Annotated in this window: 11 protein-coding genes; 4 read left to right on the top strand and 7 right to left on the bottom strand. The window is 75.5% G+C overall.

All coding sequences use genetic code 11. From position 1 onward, the window contains the following. Positions 1 to 111: 111 nt before the first annotated feature. Positions 112 to 621 carry a cupin domain-containing protein gene (locus tag ACZ7MY_RS17770; RefSeq protein ID WP_499602822.1) on the top strand — a complete coding sequence of 170 codons (510 nt, stop codon included), beginning with the start codon at positions 112 to 114 and terminating at the stop codon, positions 619 to 621. A gap of 214 nt (positions 622 to 835) precedes the next feature. Here ACZ7MY_RS17770 and ACZ7MY_RS17765 read toward each other — a convergent pair whose 3' ends face one another. Both ACZ7MY_RS17765 and ACZ7MY_RS17760 read right to left on the bottom strand, forming a co-directional pair. After that, complete coding sequence (locus ACZ7MY_RS17765; protein ID WP_499602821.1) at positions 836 to 3,277, bottom strand: SpoIIE family protein phosphatase; 2,442 nt, start codon at positions 3,275 to 3,277, stop codon at positions 836 to 838. A gap of 153 nt (positions 3,278 to 3,430) precedes the next feature. Then, a complete protein-coding gene (locus tag ACZ7MY_RS17760; protein ID WP_499603282.1) occupies positions 3,431 to 5,539 on the bottom strand; it encodes a SpoIIE family protein phosphatase in 2,109 nt (702 codons plus the stop codon). A 203-nt stretch (positions 5,540 to 5,742) separates the two neighbouring features. Here ACZ7MY_RS17760 and ACZ7MY_RS17755 point away from each other — a divergent pair, with 203 nt between their 5' ends. After that, on the top strand, positions 5,743 to 7,068 hold the full coding sequence (locus ACZ7MY_RS17755; RefSeq protein ID WP_499602819.1) for a hypothetical protein: 1,326 nt from the start codon (positions 5,743 to 5,745) through the stop codon (positions 7,066 to 7,068). Positions 7,069 to 7,324: 256 nt separating this feature from the next. Here the strand turns inward: ACZ7MY_RS17755 and ACZ7MY_RS17750 are convergent, their stop codons facing one another. After that, on the bottom strand, positions 7,325 to 7,600 hold the full coding sequence (locus tag ACZ7MY_RS17750; protein WP_499602818.1) for a helix-turn-helix domain-containing protein: 276 nt from the start codon (positions 7,598 to 7,600) through the stop codon (positions 7,325 to 7,327). Between the two features lie 64 nt (positions 7,601 to 7,664). Between ACZ7MY_RS17750 and map the strand changes: the two genes are divergently transcribed. Next, on the top strand, positions 7,665 to 8,432 hold the full coding sequence (map, locus tag ACZ7MY_RS17745) for a type I methionyl aminopeptidase (protein WP_499602817.1): 768 nt from the start codon (positions 7,665 to 7,667) through the stop codon (positions 8,430 to 8,432). On the opposite strand, the gene ACZ7MY_RS17740 is transcribed toward map, so the two are convergent. Continuing rightward, on the bottom strand, positions 8,419 to 9,333 hold the full coding sequence (locus ACZ7MY_RS17740; protein ID WP_499602815.1) for a helix-turn-helix domain-containing protein: 915 nt from the start codon (positions 9,331 to 9,333) through the stop codon (positions 8,419 to 8,421). The two genes, map and ACZ7MY_RS17740, sit on opposite strands and share 14 nt — an antisense overlap. A 94-nt stretch (positions 9,334 to 9,427) precedes the next feature. Between ACZ7MY_RS17740 and ACZ7MY_RS17735 the strand changes: the two genes are divergently transcribed. After that, on the top strand, positions 9,428 to 10,945 hold the full coding sequence (locus tag ACZ7MY_RS17735) for an alpha/beta hydrolase (RefSeq protein WP_499602813.1): 1,518 nt from the start codon (positions 9,428 to 9,430) through the stop codon (positions 10,943 to 10,945). A gap of 3 nt (positions 10,946 to 10,948) precedes the next feature. On the opposite strand, the gene ACZ7MY_RS17730 is transcribed toward ACZ7MY_RS17735, so the two are convergent. The 3 genes from ACZ7MY_RS17730 to ACZ7MY_RS17720 all read right to left on the bottom strand — a co-directional run bounded on the left by ACZ7MY_RS17730 (position 10,949) and on the right by ACZ7MY_RS17720 (position 14,100). Next, positions 10,949 to 11,443, bottom strand: a complete 495-nt coding sequence (locus tag ACZ7MY_RS17730; protein ID WP_499602812.1) for a universal stress protein — start codon at positions 11,441 to 11,443, stop codon at positions 10,949 to 10,951. Positions 11,444 to 11,498: 55 nt separating this feature from the next. After that, positions 11,499 to 12,032, bottom strand: coding sequence for a hypothetical protein (locus ACZ7MY_RS17725; RefSeq protein ID WP_499602810.1), 534 nt, complete (start codon positions 12,030 to 12,032; stop codon positions 11,499 to 11,501). Between the two features lie 124 nt (positions 12,033 to 12,156). After that, positions 12,157 to 14,100 carry an APC family permease gene (locus ACZ7MY_RS17720; RefSeq protein ID WP_499602809.1) on the bottom strand — a complete coding sequence of 648 codons (1,944 nt, stop codon included), beginning with the start codon at positions 14,098 to 14,100 and terminating at the stop codon, positions 12,157 to 12,159. Between the last annotated feature and the right edge of the window lie 19 nt (positions 14,101 to 14,119).

The raw sequence follows: 14,119 nt of genomic DNA, 5'->3' as shown, positions 1-14,119 counted from the left end.
GCGTCGGGACGCCGCCGCCCTCGCCGCGCCCGGGCGGCGTCCTCGCCGCCGTGCGGTGGCACGCGGGGCGGAGTACCGTTCGGCTGTTCCACAGGTGCAGGGAGGACGAACGTGGAGACCAAGCCCGCGCCGGGTGTCCTCGCCCAAGTGGCGGACCTGATCGGCCGTACGCCCGTCGGACAGCGCGGAGCGCTGTGGCGGCTGGGCGCGGACGGCCGCCAGCTCGACGCCAACGTCATCCGCCTTCCGGCGGGCACCGAGGTCCGCCCGCACGTCGAGGCCGACCTCGACGTCCTGCTGTACGTCGTCGACGGTGGCGGACACCTCTCGGGCGACGACGGCGGACGCCAGACGACCCTGGCACCCGGCGCCCTCGCCTGGCTGCCGCGCGGCACGTGCCGCGCGCTGTCCGCCGGCGCGACGGGGCTGACCTACCTCACGGTCCACGCCCGCCGCCCCGGCCTGACCATCGCCGCCCCCGCCCCGGCCCTCGCCCCGGCGCCGGAAGCGGGCGACGCGGCGTGCCTGCTGCACCGCGTGTGCCCGGACTGCGGCCGGCTGTCCGGCGAGAGCGACGCCCTGTTCTGCTCCCGCTGCGGCACCGGACTCCCGCCCCGCTGAGCCGGTCCCCCTCATGCGGCGCCCCCCGGTGGGGCACCGGACCCGGTCCCGTGCGGCGGGACGTCGCGTCCGGCCGAGCGGCCCGGCGTCCCGTCTCCGTGCCGCTGGTCCCAGGTCCACGGGCCCTGACCGCGGGCGTTGCCGCTTTCGGGCCGGCCGCCCTCGAAGGGAGGGCGTCGGGCGCACCGGCGCCAGGCCCACGTGCCGCACACGCTCAGAAGTCCCCCTGCAGGGGCTGCTCGGCCCAGATCGTCTTGCCCTCGCGCGTGTAGCGGGTGCCCCAGCGCTCGCTGAGCTGGGCCACCAGGAAGAGCCCGCGCCCGCCCTCGTCGGTCGTGCGCGCCCGGCGCAGGTGGGGGGAGGTGCTGCTGGTGTCGGACACCTCGCAGATGAGGTGGCTGTCGCGGATCAGCCGCAGCGTGATGGGCCCGCCCGAGTAGCGGTACGCGTTGGTGACCAGTTCGCTGACGATCAGTTCGGTCACGAAGGCCGCCTCCTCCAGCCCCCACTCCGCGAGCCGGGACTCCACGAGCGAACGGGCCCGCCCGGCGGCAGTGGCGTCCGGCGGGAGGTCCCACGTGGCGACCTGCTCCGGCGCCAGGACGCGGGTCCGGGCGACGAGGAGGGCGACGTCGTCGGCCGCCTCGGTGGACCGGCGGCCCTTGAGCAGGGTGTCCTCGACCGCGCCGCAGGTCTCCTCCAGCGAACCGGACGGCGCCGTCAGCGCCCCGCAGAGCATCGCCAGGCTGTCGTCGACGTCGCGGCAGCGGGTGCAGAGCAGCCCGTCGGTGTACAGCGCGAGGGTGCTGCCCTCGGCGAGTTCGATCTCCGCCGTCTCGAAGGGGAGGCCGCCGAGGCCCAGCGGCGGCCCCGGGGGGATGTTGACCAGGCCGGCCCGGCCCTCCGGGGTGACGACCACGGGGGGCGGATGGCCGGCCCGGGCCAGCGAGCAGCGCCGGGAGACCGGGTCGTAGACGGCGTAGACGCAGGTCGCGCCGACGACCGGCGGGGCGTCCTCGTCGCAGTCGCGCTGCTCCGAGGCCAGCCGGTCCACGAGGTCGTCGAGGTGCGACAGCACCTCGTCCGGGGTGGGGTCCAGGTGGGCCAGGGTGTGGACGGCGGTGCGCAGCCGGCCCATCGTCGCCGCCGCGTGCAGCCCGCGGCCGACGACGTCGCCCACCACCAGCGCGATGCGCAGCCCGGAGAGCGGGATGACGTCGAACCAGTCGCCGCCGACCCCCGTGGCGGTGTTGGCGGGCAAGTAGCGGTGCGCCACCTCGGCGGCGGGGTGCCGGGGCACGTCCCCGGGGAGCAGGCTGTGCTGCAGGGTGAGGGCCGCCTGGTGCTGCTGGGTGTAGCGGCGGGCGTTGTCGATGCTCAGGGCGGCGCGGGCGGCGAACTCCTCGGCGAGGGTGAGGTCGTCGGCCTCGAAGGGCTCGCGGCCGCGGGTGCGCCACAGGCTGATCAGGCCGAGCACGAGGCCGCGGGCGAGCAGCGGGACCACCATCAGGGAGTGCGCGCCGACCTCGCGGGCCGCCCGGGCCCGCGCGGGGTCCTCGTCGAGCCAGGCCATGGCCCGGTCCATGTCGGACTCGAAGACCGGACGGCCCTCGGCCAGCGACCGCGCCTGCGTGGAGCCCCGGGGGATGACGATGATCCGGCCCACCGGGTACATGATCCTCTCGGTGTCCGGGAACACCGACTGGACCGCCGCGCGGCAGACCACGGGGAAGGCGTCCTGCGCGGGCTCGTCCCCCTGGGGCACGGCCTCCAACAGGTCGACGGAGGCGCTGTCGGCGAGCCCCGGCACGGCCACCTCGGCCAGTTCGCGGGCGGTGCGGCCGACGTCCAGCGTGGTGCCGATGCGGGCCCCGGCCTCGCTGAGCAGCGCCAGTCTGCGGCGGGCCCGGTGGCGTTCGGTCACGTCCTCGACGGTCTGGGTCACCCCGAGCACGTGCCCGCTCGCGTCCTGCATCCGGAACGCCGATACGGCCACGTACAGTTCGCGCTGCGGGTCCCGGCGCAGCCGGCAGGGCTGCTCGGAGAAGATCGAGGAGCGGCCCGTCGCGAGTACCTGCCGCAACTGCTCGTCCACGGCCTCGGCGTCCGGACCGTAGAGGAAGTCGGCCGTGCGCAGGCCCTGGTGCTTCTCCGGCGGGACGCCGCTGAACTTGGTGATCGCCCGGTTCACGCGCAGGAAGGTCAGGTCGGGCGCGAAGACCGCGAGCCCGATGGGGGAGCGGCGGAACAGTCCGTCCAGCACCCACCGGTCGGTCTCCCACTGCACGACCTCGGCGGCCGGTGCCGCGACCACGTACCACTCGCGGCGGTCGTCCTCCCGCGCCACGGCGCGCACCCGGCAGCCGACCTCCACCCGGCGCCCGTCACGGTGCAGCACGGGCACGATCCCGAACCAGCCGCCCTCGCGGACGCACGCAGCGGTGACGCCGAGGACCAGGTCGAGGTCGGCGGGGTGCACGAGGAGTTCGGGTGCCGGGCGGCCCAGCACCTCCCCGGCCCGGTGGCCGAGCAGCGTCTCGGCGCGCGCGCTCCAGCCCACCACGGAAGCGTCGTCGTCCAGTACCACCGAGGCCGCGCCGTGCACCGAGAACGGATCCTCCGGTGACTCGCTGAACGTCTTGGCCGGGTTGTCCATCGCTACCACCGTCGCACGTGCCGGAGCGCCGGGCGAGCCGCGTCAACTCCTGTGGTTCCCCGCCGTGGCTCGGGACGGGCGCCCGTACGGGCACAGCTCCAGTATCGGCCCGTCCGGCCGGTGGCGCGTGGCCCGGAGGGCCACGTCGCGCGCTCACCGCGGGGGCTCATGGCCGGTGGCGGTGGCGGTGGCGGTGGTGGCGGTGGCGGTGGTGGTCGCGCGGAGCGGCCGGGCCAGCAGGATCGCGACGTCGTCCTGCGCGCCGTCGGGCAGCAGCCGGGCGAGGACGCGGTCGCAGATCCGGGAGAGCGGCCGGCCGGGATCGCGCAGGGCACGGGCGAGTTGGCGCATGCCCTGGTCGAGGTTGCGGTCGCGGGCCTCGATCAGGCCGTCGGTGTACAGCACCAGCACCGCGTCGGGCGGCAGCCGTATCCGCTCGGTCTGGAAGTCCCTGCGGCCCACGCCCAGCGGCGTACCGCTCGGGCCGTCGAGGAAGGCCACCTCGCCCCCCGGCCCGGTCACCGCGGGCGGTGGGTGGCCGGCGCGGGCGACCAGGCAGCTGCCGTCGGCCGGGTCGTGGACTGCGTAGACGCAGGTGGCCATCTCGTTCTCGCCGACGTCGGCGACGGCCGCGTCCAGCGAGCGGAGCAGTTCGGCCGGGGGGATGTCGTGCCGGGCCAGGGTGCGCACCGTGGTCCGCAGCTGCCCCATGACGGCCGCCGCGTGCACCCCGTGGCCCATGACGTCCCCGATGACCAGGGCCGTCCTGTCGCCGGGCAGCGTGATGACGTCGAACCAGTCGCCGCCCACCTCCTGGTCGCTGGCGGGCAGGTACCGGCCGGCCAGCTCCAGCCCGGGCACCTCGGGCAGCGCGAAATCGGCGAGGCTGCGTTGCAGGGTGAGGGCGGCGCGGCGCTGGGCGGAGTACATCCGCGCGTTGTCGATGCCGAGCGCCGCGCGGGCGGCGAGTTCGTCGATGAGCAGGTTGTCCTGGTCGTCGAAGGGCTCGCGCCTACGGGAGCGGGTCACCATGACGATGCCCAGCACCGTGCCGCGGGCCACCAGCGGGACCATGCGGGCGGAGCCCAGCGTCCGCAGGTAGCCCCTCAGCCGCTCGTGCTCCGGGCCGGGAACCAGCCGGGGTATGTCGGCCCTGGTGAGCCTCAACGGCCGGCCCTCCACCATGACCTGCTCGTACGCCGAGGCGCGGGGCACCTGGTGCGTCATGCCGACGGCCAGGTCCTCGGCCGGGGCCGCGGGGTCGGCGAAGGACACCGCGAGGCGGCGCACCATCCCGTGGGCGGAGGCGGTGGCCTCGTCCGGGTCGAGGACCTCCTCCAGCAGGTGCACGTCCGCGGAGTCGGCCACCCCGGGCACGAGCACCTGCACCACCTCCTCGGCGGTCTGCCGCAGGTCGAGCGTGGTCCCGATGCGCGTGCCGGCCTCGGCGAGCAGCGCGAGGCGCTGCCGTCCGCGGGTCGCCTGGAGCTGCGCCCGCTCCTCGCGGGTGATGTCGATCAGCGAGGCGATCACGCCCAGCCGGCGGCCGCCGCCGCCGAGCAACGGCGAGAAGGAGCACGACCAGACCCGCTCGGCGACGGGGTCGGCGCCCGTCCGTCCCAGGCCACGGAAGTCCACCACGGGCTCGCCGCGGGCCAGGACCTGCCGCATCACGGTCTCCAGCGCCATGGTGTTCAGCCCCGGCACGACCTCGCTCACGCGCCGGCCGATGTGCTGCGCCGCGGGCACCCCGTTCATGCGGGCCAGCGCCTCGTTGACCCGTACGTAGCGCAGGTCGGGGCCCAGCATCGCCAGACCGATCGGGGACTGGGTGAACAGCCCCTCCAGCGCCGCCAGCGAGTCCCGCATGCGCAGCACCGCCGAGGTCTCGGCGGCGATGCCCATCAGCCCGGTGCGGCCCTGCGGGTCGGCGGTCGGGCAGATCCACATCTCCATGGTCACCAGGTGGCCGTCGCGGTGGCGCACCGGCAGCGTGCCCACGACGGCCTCGCCCGACAGCACCCTGCGCGTCAGCTCGTCCGCCAGCTCCCAGTTCGCCACGGGGACCAGCAGGGGCGTGGCGCTGCGGCCGAGCACCTCCTCCGCGGTGTGCCCGAAGAGCTCCTGCGCCGCCAGCGACCACTGGGAGATGCGGCCCTCGGAGTCGATCCGCCACATCGCGATCGGCAGCAGGTCGCGGAACACGCCCGCCTGCCCGACGGCCACCTGGGGCTGACCGACGTCCTTCGCCGACTGCTGCATGTCCACCGCGACGACCCATCCCCGGGAACGAGGGGCGTTCTCATCCGGCCGGTCGCGGGCGGCGCGACCCGCCGGACCCGACCTGCCGATGTCGCTCATTGTCGGGCAATTCCGACAGAACAGCCTATTCGGAGATATCGGGCGCCGCTCGGGCGGGCGGGCGCGGGCGCCGTGTCCGGCCGATCTGGGTTAGCGTCGAAGGCATGAGGACCGTCCGGCGGATCCTCCGCCTCCTGCCCGTACTCGCCGTGCTCTGCGGTGTGCTGGGTCTCGTCCTCGCGACGGGCGCCGGGGCACGGGCCGCGGGAGGCCTCGACACGGCGGCCGCGGCCCTCCGTCAGGGTCCGGTCTACGTCGACCCCCGGGCGCGGGACGCACTGTCGCCGGCCGAGGCGGACGCCCTCGCCGGGCGCATCGAGAAGGCGGACCGCCCGGTCTTCGTCGCCGTGCTCCCGGACACCGCGGAGTTCCCCGCGACCACGCTCCTGCAGGACCTGCGGACCAAGGTCGGCATCACCGGCGTGTACGTCGTCGCCCTCGGTGACCGCCTCGACGCCGGCGCGGACCCCGCCGTGATGCCGCACAACGCCGTCGAGAACCTGGCCGGCGCCGTACGCCGCTCCGACCCCGGCGACCCCGCGGCGATGGTCACCGGCTTCGTCGACCAGGCGCTGCCACAGGCGGGCGGGCACGCCCCGGCCTCGTGGGGCGGCGGATCCGCGGGCGGCGGCACCGGGGTGCTGGTCGCGCTCGGCCTCCTGGTCCTCGTCGTGGGCGGCGGGGCCGTCCTGATGTCAGGGCGCGCCAAGCGGCGCCGCGAGGAGCAGGACCGGCGCCGCCTCGACGAGCTGCGCCCGGTGGTGGACGAGGACGTCACCGCCTTCGGCGAGGAGCTGGGCCGGATCGGCTTCGACCCGGGCGGCGCGACGGCCGACGACGCCATGCGCGAGGACTACACGCACGCCCTGGACGCCTACGACACCGCGAAGGCCGCCATGGACCGGGCGCGGTCGCCCGACGACGTCCGGCCGGTCAGCCAGGCCCTGGAGGAGGGGCGCTTCGCGCTCGCGACCCTGGAGGCGCGCATCGGGGGCAAGCCGCTGCCCGAGCGCCGCCCGCCCTGCTTCTTCGACCCCCGGCACGGTCCCTCCGTCGAGGACGCGCCGTGGGCGCCCGAGGGCGGCGGCGCCGAGCGGGCCGTACCGGTGTGCGCGGCCGACGCCGCCCGGCTCGCGGACGGCCTGGAGCCCATGGCCCGCCAGGTAGGCACGCCCCGCGGCCCCCGCCCGTACTGGGAGGCGGGCCCGGCCTACGCGCCCTGGGCGCAGGGTTACTTCGGCGGCGGGATGCTGCCCGGGATCCTCGTCGGGACGCTGCTGGGGGGTTCCCTCGGCGGCGGATGGGGTGGGGGGTTCGACGGGGGCGGGGTGGATCAGGTCGGCGGCGACTACTCGGGTGCGGACTTCGACCCCGGGGACTTCGGGGGCGGCTTCGGGGACGGCTTCGGAGGCGGCTTCGGGGACGGCTGAGGGTCCCGGTGGGACGTTGTGTGCGGCGCCGTTGTGGTTGCTGTTGGGGTTGCTGTTGGGTTTCTCCCCCACCCTCGCGCCCTCCCCCCGGCCGAAGGCTGGGGGAGGGCGGGAGGGTGGGAGACAGCCCGCCGCAGGCGCAAAGGACCCGCACCCGGCGCCGCGGACCGCACCGAATCGCCGGGTGCAGCCGACGCGCAGACAATCCGCACACGACACAGGCCGCAACCACAACCCCGGGTGGCGAAGGGCACCGCTACGCCGAGAGGGCGGCGTCCCCGCCCTCCGGCGCGTCGACGCACGCGAAGGCGAGCTCGTCCAGGGAGATGCCCAGCGCCGCGGCGAGGGCGGCCACGGTGAAGAAGGCCGGCGTGGGGGCGCGGCCGGTCTCGATCTTGCGCAGGGTCTCGGCGGAGACGCCCGCCGCCGCGGCGACCTCGACCATGCTGCGGTCGCCGCGCGCCTGCCGCAGCAGTGCCCCGAAGCGTTCGCCGCGTTGCCGTTCCCAGGGGGTCAGGGGAGTTCGCACCATGTCCGTGATACTAATACCGGTATAAGAATTGGGTGCCCCCGGGGGCGGAAAAGGAGTGACGGACATGGTGGAGATCAAGACCGACGCCGCGCTGGCGGCCATGCGGGAGGCCGGGCGCGTCGTGGCGCGTGCGCTCGCCGCCGCCCGGGAGGCGGCCCGGGTCGGGGTGTCGCTGCGGGAACTGGACGAGGCGGCGCGCGCCGTCCTGGACGGGGCGGGCGCGCGGTCGCCCTTCCTCGGCTACCGGCCGTCGTTCGCGCCGACACCGTTCCCCGCGGTGATCTGCACCTCGGTCAACGACGCCGTCGTGCACGGCATCCCCACGGCCTACCGGCTGCGGGACGGCGACCTGGTGAGCGTCGACTGCGGCGCCGAACTGGAGGGCTGGACCGGGGACGCCGCGATCAGCTTCACCGTCGGCACGCCACGCCCCGCCGACGTGCGCCTCATCGAGGCCACGCGGCGGGCGCTCGACGCCGGGATCGCCGCGGCCACCGTCGGCAACCGCGTCGGCGACATCTCGCACGCCATCGGCACCGTCGCCCGCGAGGCCCGCTGCGGCATGCCCGGGGACTTCGGCGGCCACGGCATCGGCCGCCGGATGCACGAGGACCCCCACGTTCCCAACCAGGGCCGCCCCGGGCGTGGTTACCCGCTGCGGCACGGGCTGGCCCTCGCCATCGAGCCGATGCTGATGGCCGGGGGACGCGGCGGCTACCGCACCGCCCCCGACGGCTGGACGCTGCACACCGAGGACGGTAGCCGCGCCGCCCACTTCGAGCACACCGTCGCCATCACGGACGAGGGCCCGCGCATCCTCACCGCGCCGTGACCTGGCCTTCGAGCGCGGAGCGCAGCCAGGTGTGGGCGGCACCCGGGGTCGGGTGCGCCGGGCCCCTGAGTTCGCCCACGAGTTGCCAGTAGCGGTCGATGCGGGGTTCCTCGGCGAGCATGCCGCTCAGCCGGCGGCGGAAGCCCGGGGTGTCGCGCTCCCCGAACGACCGCGCGTGGGCGGTGACGAAGCAGTCGAGCGCCTCGCCCGCGCCGGGGTCGCGGCCGGCCAGCAGGTGCGGCGCGGCCAGCTCGTAGGCCTCGTGAAGTCCCTCGTACAGGGCGGCGGGACGGGGGCCCGTGTCGGGCCGGTGCGGCGCCAGCCGGTGGACGGCGCCGGGCGGGCAGGAGGCCGAGGTGAAGGCGTGCAGCCGGGCGAAGGCCAGGACCTGGGCCGGGGCGGGATCGTCCGGCGGCTGCGGTACGGCGAGGTCGACGACCCGGGCCAGCACGGGGGCCGGCAGCCGGGCGGGCTGCAGCCAGCGGCGCCAGAAGCGGGCCATCGGGTCCGTGCTCGGAGGTACGGGGACGGCGCCGACGAGTTCCAGGCGCTCGGCGCGCTCCTCGGCGGTGCAGTCCCGCAGCAGCCGCAGGGCGGCCTCCCGCCAGCGCAGGGCGGCCAGTTGGGTGCCCAGCGTCCTCAGGTGACCGGCGACGGCGTCCTCCAGGGCGTCCTCCCGCTCCAGGGCCCGCGCCACCTCCGGCACCGGCAGGTCCAGGGCGCGCAGGGAGCGGATCTGCCGGAGGCGGGCGAGTGCCTCGGGCGCGTACCGGCGGTGGCCGCCGGCGCTGCGGGCGGCCTCGGGCAGCAGCCCGCGGTCCGAGTAGAAACGGACGGTCTTGACGGAGACACCGGCCCGCGCGGCGAGCTCCCCGATGCTCAACGTGCTGTCGGACTCCACCGCTTGAACCTCCCTCAGGGGGAGTTCCTACCGTACCGGCGAGCGCGGGCGGCCGGACGGCCGCTTCGCGGACCACCGCGTGCGGGAGGCACACATGACCGTGTTCGTACTCGTTCCCGAGGCCCACACGGGCGGCTGGGTGTGGGAGGACGTCGCCGGGCGGCTGCGGGAGTCGGGCGCGGCCGCCCTTCCGGTGGCCCTCACCGGCATGGCGGGCTCCGGCCGCCCGGCCGGGCCCGGCACCGACCTGGACACCCACGTCGAGGACGTCCTGCGGGCCGTCGACACCGCCGGGTCCCCGGACGCGGCGGACGTCGTGCTCGTCGGCCACGGCTACGGCATCCACCCGGTGGTCGCCGCCGCCGACCGCAGGCCCGGGCGGGTCGCCCGCGTCGTCCACCTGGACGCGGGCCTGCCCCGGGACGGCGACCCGCCGCTGCGGCTGCTGCCCGACCGGGAACTGGGCGCCCGCCTCTCGGCCCCGGTCGCGGGTGACGACGCGTGGCGCGTGGCCCCGCCGGCGCCCGGCGGATGGGAGCGCTGGGGCAGTACGGCGGGCGTGCCGGACGCCGCGCTCGCCCGGCTCGCCGCCGACGCCGCGCCCCAGCCCGCCGGGACCCTGACCCGGCCGCTGCGTCTGTCGGGGGCCGCCGCCACCGTGCCGACGACCGGCGTCCTGTGCACCGGCAACGGTTCCAGCATCGCGACGGTGGAGGCGCTGGTGGGCCTCGGGCACCCGGAGCTGCAGGCGCTCACCGACCCCCGCGTCACCCTCTTCGAACTCGCCACCGGCCACTGGCCGATGCTCTCCCTCCCCGGCGAACTCGCCGACGTCCTGCTGAGGTCGGCCGCCGGGGAGGGCCACCGGATCCGCGTGACGGGTGAACCGCCCGCGCATCTGCGGCCGTTCCTCCTCGACGTGCCCGAACGGCCCCGCGAGCGCCGCGAGCGCACCGACCTGTACCTCCCGGACCGCGCCGACGACGAAGGGCCCCGCCCGGCCGTGGTGTTCGTGCACGGCGGCCCGGTGCCGCCCGGTGCCCGTCCGACTCCGCGCGACTGGCCGGCCTTCGTCGGCTACGGCCGCCTCGCGGCGGCCCACGGGGCGGTCGGCGTGACCGTCGACCACCGGCTGCACGACCTCGGCGACTTCCCGCGGGCCGCCGAGGACCTCGCCGGAGCGGTCGAGCTCGTCCGCGCCGATCCCCGGGTCGACGCCGGCCGGGTCGCGCTGTGGTTCTTCTCCGCGGGCGGGCTGCTGTCCGCGGACTGGCTGGCGGCGCCGCCGCCGTGGCTGCGCTGCGTGGCGGCCACCTATCCCGTCCTCGCGCCGCTGCCCAACTGGGGCCTGGCCGCTTCCCGTTTCCGGCCCGCGGCCGCCGTGCACGACGGCGCGCCGCCGTTCGTCCTGACCCGGGTGGGACGGGAGCGTACGGAGATCGCGACGACCGTCGAGGAGTTCCTGGCCGCCGCCAAGGACGCCGGGACGGACGTGGAGGTCCTCGACCTCCCCGACGGCACCCACGGCTTCGAGACGACCGACCACGGCGAGCAGGCGCGCGGCGCCGTGGAACGGGCGATGCGCACCGTCCTCCGGCACCTGCGGGGCTGAGCCTCAGACCCCCGCGGGCAGCCGGGACGGCGGTACGGCCAGCACCGGGCAGGCCGCGTGCGCCACGCAGTAGCGGGCGACCGAAGCGCGCAGCGCACGCGGCAGCAGGCCGCGCGACCCCGTGCCGACGACCAGCAGGTCGTCGCCGCGGGCGGCCGCCTCGACCAGCACGTGCCCGGCGGGCCCGCGCCCGGTCCCGGCACGGAAGTCCGGCAGGCCGGGCGCGGCGCCGGCGCCGAAGGCCTCCTCCAGGGCGGCGCGCAGCCGCTGCCGCGCCTCCTGCTCCCAGTCGAAGGGCCGCGGCGGGAGCGGCACCCGGCGGTAGCTGAACTCCTCGGGGGGCGGCTCCCACGCCAGGACCGCCAGCAGGCCCGCGGAGCGGGACCGGGCCTCCGCGACCGCCCGGTGCAGCGCGGCCAGGCTGCCGGGGGAACCGCTCAGGCCGACGACGACCCGCCGGCCCGCGCCCGGTGCGCCCCGAAACGGCGACTCGATCACGGACAACCTCATCTCTCGGCCTACGACCAACGGCGGCGCGCCCCGGCGTGGCCGGTCAGCGCATCCCGGACGCGTCGAGCACCGCGCGCGCCGCGGTGCCGTCGATCCGCGCGCCGAGCCGCCCCAGCACCTCGGCCCCCTCGCGGAGCGTGCCGGCCGTGAGGGAGCGCCGCGCGTCCCCCTCCAGCCGGTGCCACAGCAGCGGATTGGCCTCCAGGACGCGGGGATCGAGCTCCAGCCACCGGCCGTGCGCGTCCCGCAGGAGCAGGCGCCGTGACATGCCGGGGGACTGGCGGACGACGGTCAGCGCGTCGGTGCGCACCCTCCGCTCCCGCAGCGGGCCGCGTACCGCAAGCCACCCGTCGCCCGCGGTCACCCGGTCCGGGTGCAGCAGGACGAGCACGATCACGGCGAGGACCAGCCACAGCGCCGCACGCCGCCCGGTCAGCGTGCCCGCGGCCGCGTCGAGCGCCACCGCCAGGCACAGGAAGGCGAGCGCGCAGCCCAGCGCGCGCCGCAGGTCGGTACGCCAGTGGCGGTCACCGGTCGTGTCCTGCCGCGCGGGCCGCGGAGCCGTTCGCCGTTCCATGGGGCCGACCGTAGGCAGGGCGGAGCCCGCCGGGGCGCGGCCCTGACGGGCCCTTGACGAGCGCCGGCGCGGTCTTTGCGCGCCCCTGACGTGCGGGAGTCCGGCCGCCCTCCCCCCCCGTCGCTCAGCCGACGTGGACGCGCGGCCTGCGGTTGCGGTCGGGCTCCGCCTCGCGCAGCACCTCGCGGGTGACCGGGGCGACCTCGCCCTGCCCGAAGAGGAAGAACCGCAGGAAGTTGGCGAACGGGGTGCCCTCGGTCCACTCGAAGTAGATGTGCGGACGCTGTCCGGTGGTGTCGCGGACGTGCAGCAGGAACGCCGCCAGCGCGTTCGGGATGGACGAGCTCTCCAGGGTCAGGACGCGGTAGCGGTCGTGGAGGACCTCGCCGCGGACCACCAGGCCCGCCTCGAACTCCGAGGGGTCGGCGACGGTCACCTCGACGAAGACGAAGTCCTCCTCCGCCGGCAGGTCGTTGTCGGACCGGATCTGCTTGATCTTGTCCCGGTACTCGGCGGCGTCCCGCCGGTCGGGCTCGTTGGCGATGAAGCGGATCGTGCGGTGGGAGATGTCCCGTACGAAACGCTCGGCCATGTCGTCCATGCCGATGCCGGTGATACGCAGTTCGAAGGCGCGGGCGAGCCGGGACAGGAACGAGATCAGCATGATGCCGACGATGAAGCAGGCACCGATCTTCACGCCGTCCGGGCGCTCGAAGACGTTGACGACCGTGGTGTAGAGGAAGACGGCCGAGATCACCCCGAAGCCGATCGTCCAGTTGCGCTGCCCCGCCTTGCGGGCGGCTATGGTCACCGCGATCGCCGCGGAGGAGATGAGCACCAGCACACCGGTCGCGTAGGCGCCGCCCTGGGCGTCGACGTCGGCGTCGAAGATCCAGGTGACCAGGAACGCGACGAGGGTGAAGACCAGCACCATCGGCCGTACCGCGCGCGCCCAGTGCGGCGCCATGCCGTAGCGCGGCAGGTAGCGCGGCATGAGGTTGAGGAGCCCGGCCATCGCCGAGGCCCCGGCGAACCACAGGATGCAGATCGTCGACACGTCGTAGACGGTGCCGAAGGCGTTGCCCAGGTACTCGTGCGCGAGGTAGGCCAGCGCGCGGCCGTTGGCCCGGCCGTCCGCCTCGAACTCGGCGGCGGGGATCAGCAGCGTGGTGATGAAGCTGGTCGCGATGAGGAAGCAGCTCATGATCACGGCGGCCGTGGTCAGCAGCTTCTTCGTGTCGCGGATGCGTCCGGCGGGACGCTCCTCGGTGTCGGACGGGTCGCCCTTGACGTGCGGCATCACCGCCACACCGGTCTCGAAGCCGGACAGGCCCAGCGCGAGCTTCGGGAACACCAGCAGCGCCACCCCGACCATCACCAGGACGTTGCCGTGCTCGGTGGTCAACGCGTGCGACCAGTCGGTGACCACGTGCCCGGCGGTCGCCACGTGCCACAGGCCGACGACCACGACGACCACGTTCAGCGCCAGGTAGATGCCGACCAGGGCGACCGCGACGCCGATCGCCTCCAGGAAGCCCTTCATGAAGACCGCGCCGAGCAGCGCGACCAGCAGCAGGGTGATGAGCATCTGCTTGTCGTGCAGCGAGCTCGCCAGGTGCGGGTTCTCCACCAGGTGCGTCGAGGCGTCGGCCGCCGACAGCGTGATGGTGATGAGGAAGTCCGTCGCCGCGAAGCCCAGCAGCGTCAGGACGAAGAGCTTGCCCTTCCAGAACGACAGCAGCCGCTCCAGCATGGCGATCGAGCCCTCGCCGCGCGGGCTCTCCTCGGCCACCCGCCGGTACACCGGCAGTGCGCCGGCCAGTGTCACGACCACCAGCACGATGGTGGCCACCGGCGACAGCAGACCCGCCGCCAGGGCCGCGATGCCGGGCTGGTAGCCGAGGGTGGAGAAGTAGTCGACACCCGTCAGGCACATGACCCGCCACCAGCGCTGGCCGTGGTCGTGCCGTTCGGGGACCGCCTGTCCGCCCTGCTGGTGCCGGGCCATGTCGGACAGGCCCTCGAGCATCCACGCGCGCAGGCGACCCGTAGGGACGGGGGAGGACATCCATGCTCCTGACGTACTG

The organism is Streptomyces sp. NPDC111520 (assembly GCF_055635295.1).
Note: the sequence above shows the minus strand (reverse complement) of the source record. Positions and strands in the feature narration are given on the sequence as shown.

Bases quoted from the DNA above. Each gene is read 5' to 3' on its own strand.
- ACZ7MY_RS17765 (WP_499602821.1), bottom strand. From the start codon at position 3,277: ATGGACAACCCGGCCAAGACGTTCAGCGAGTCACCGGAGGATCCGTTC.
- ACZ7MY_RS17760 (WP_499603282.1), bottom strand. From the start codon at position 5,539: ATGCAGCAGTCGGCGAAGGACGTCGGTCAGCCCCAGGTGGCCGTCGGG.
- ACZ7MY_RS17755 (WP_499602819.1), top strand. From the start codon at position 5,743: ATGAGGACCGTCCGGCGGATCCTCCGCCTCCTGCCCGTACTCGCCGTG.
- ACZ7MY_RS17750 (WP_499602818.1), bottom strand. From the start codon at position 7,600: ATGGTGCGAACTCCCCTGACCCCCTGGGAACGGCAACGCGGCGAACGC.
- map (WP_499602817.1), top strand. From the start codon at position 7,665: ATGGTGGAGATCAAGACCGACGCCGCGCTGGCGGCCATGCGGGAGGCC.
- ACZ7MY_RS17735 (WP_499602813.1), top strand. From the start codon at position 9,428: ATGACCGTGTTCGTACTCGTTCCCGAGGCCCACACGGGCGGCTGGGTG.
- ACZ7MY_RS17725 (WP_499602810.1), bottom strand. From the start codon at position 12,032: ATGGAACGGCGAACGGCTCCGCGGCCCGCGCGGCAGGACACGACCGGT.
- ACZ7MY_RS17720 (WP_499602809.1), bottom strand. From the start codon at position 14,100: ATGTCCTCCCCCGTCCCTACGGGTCGCCTGCGCGCGTGGATGCTCGAG.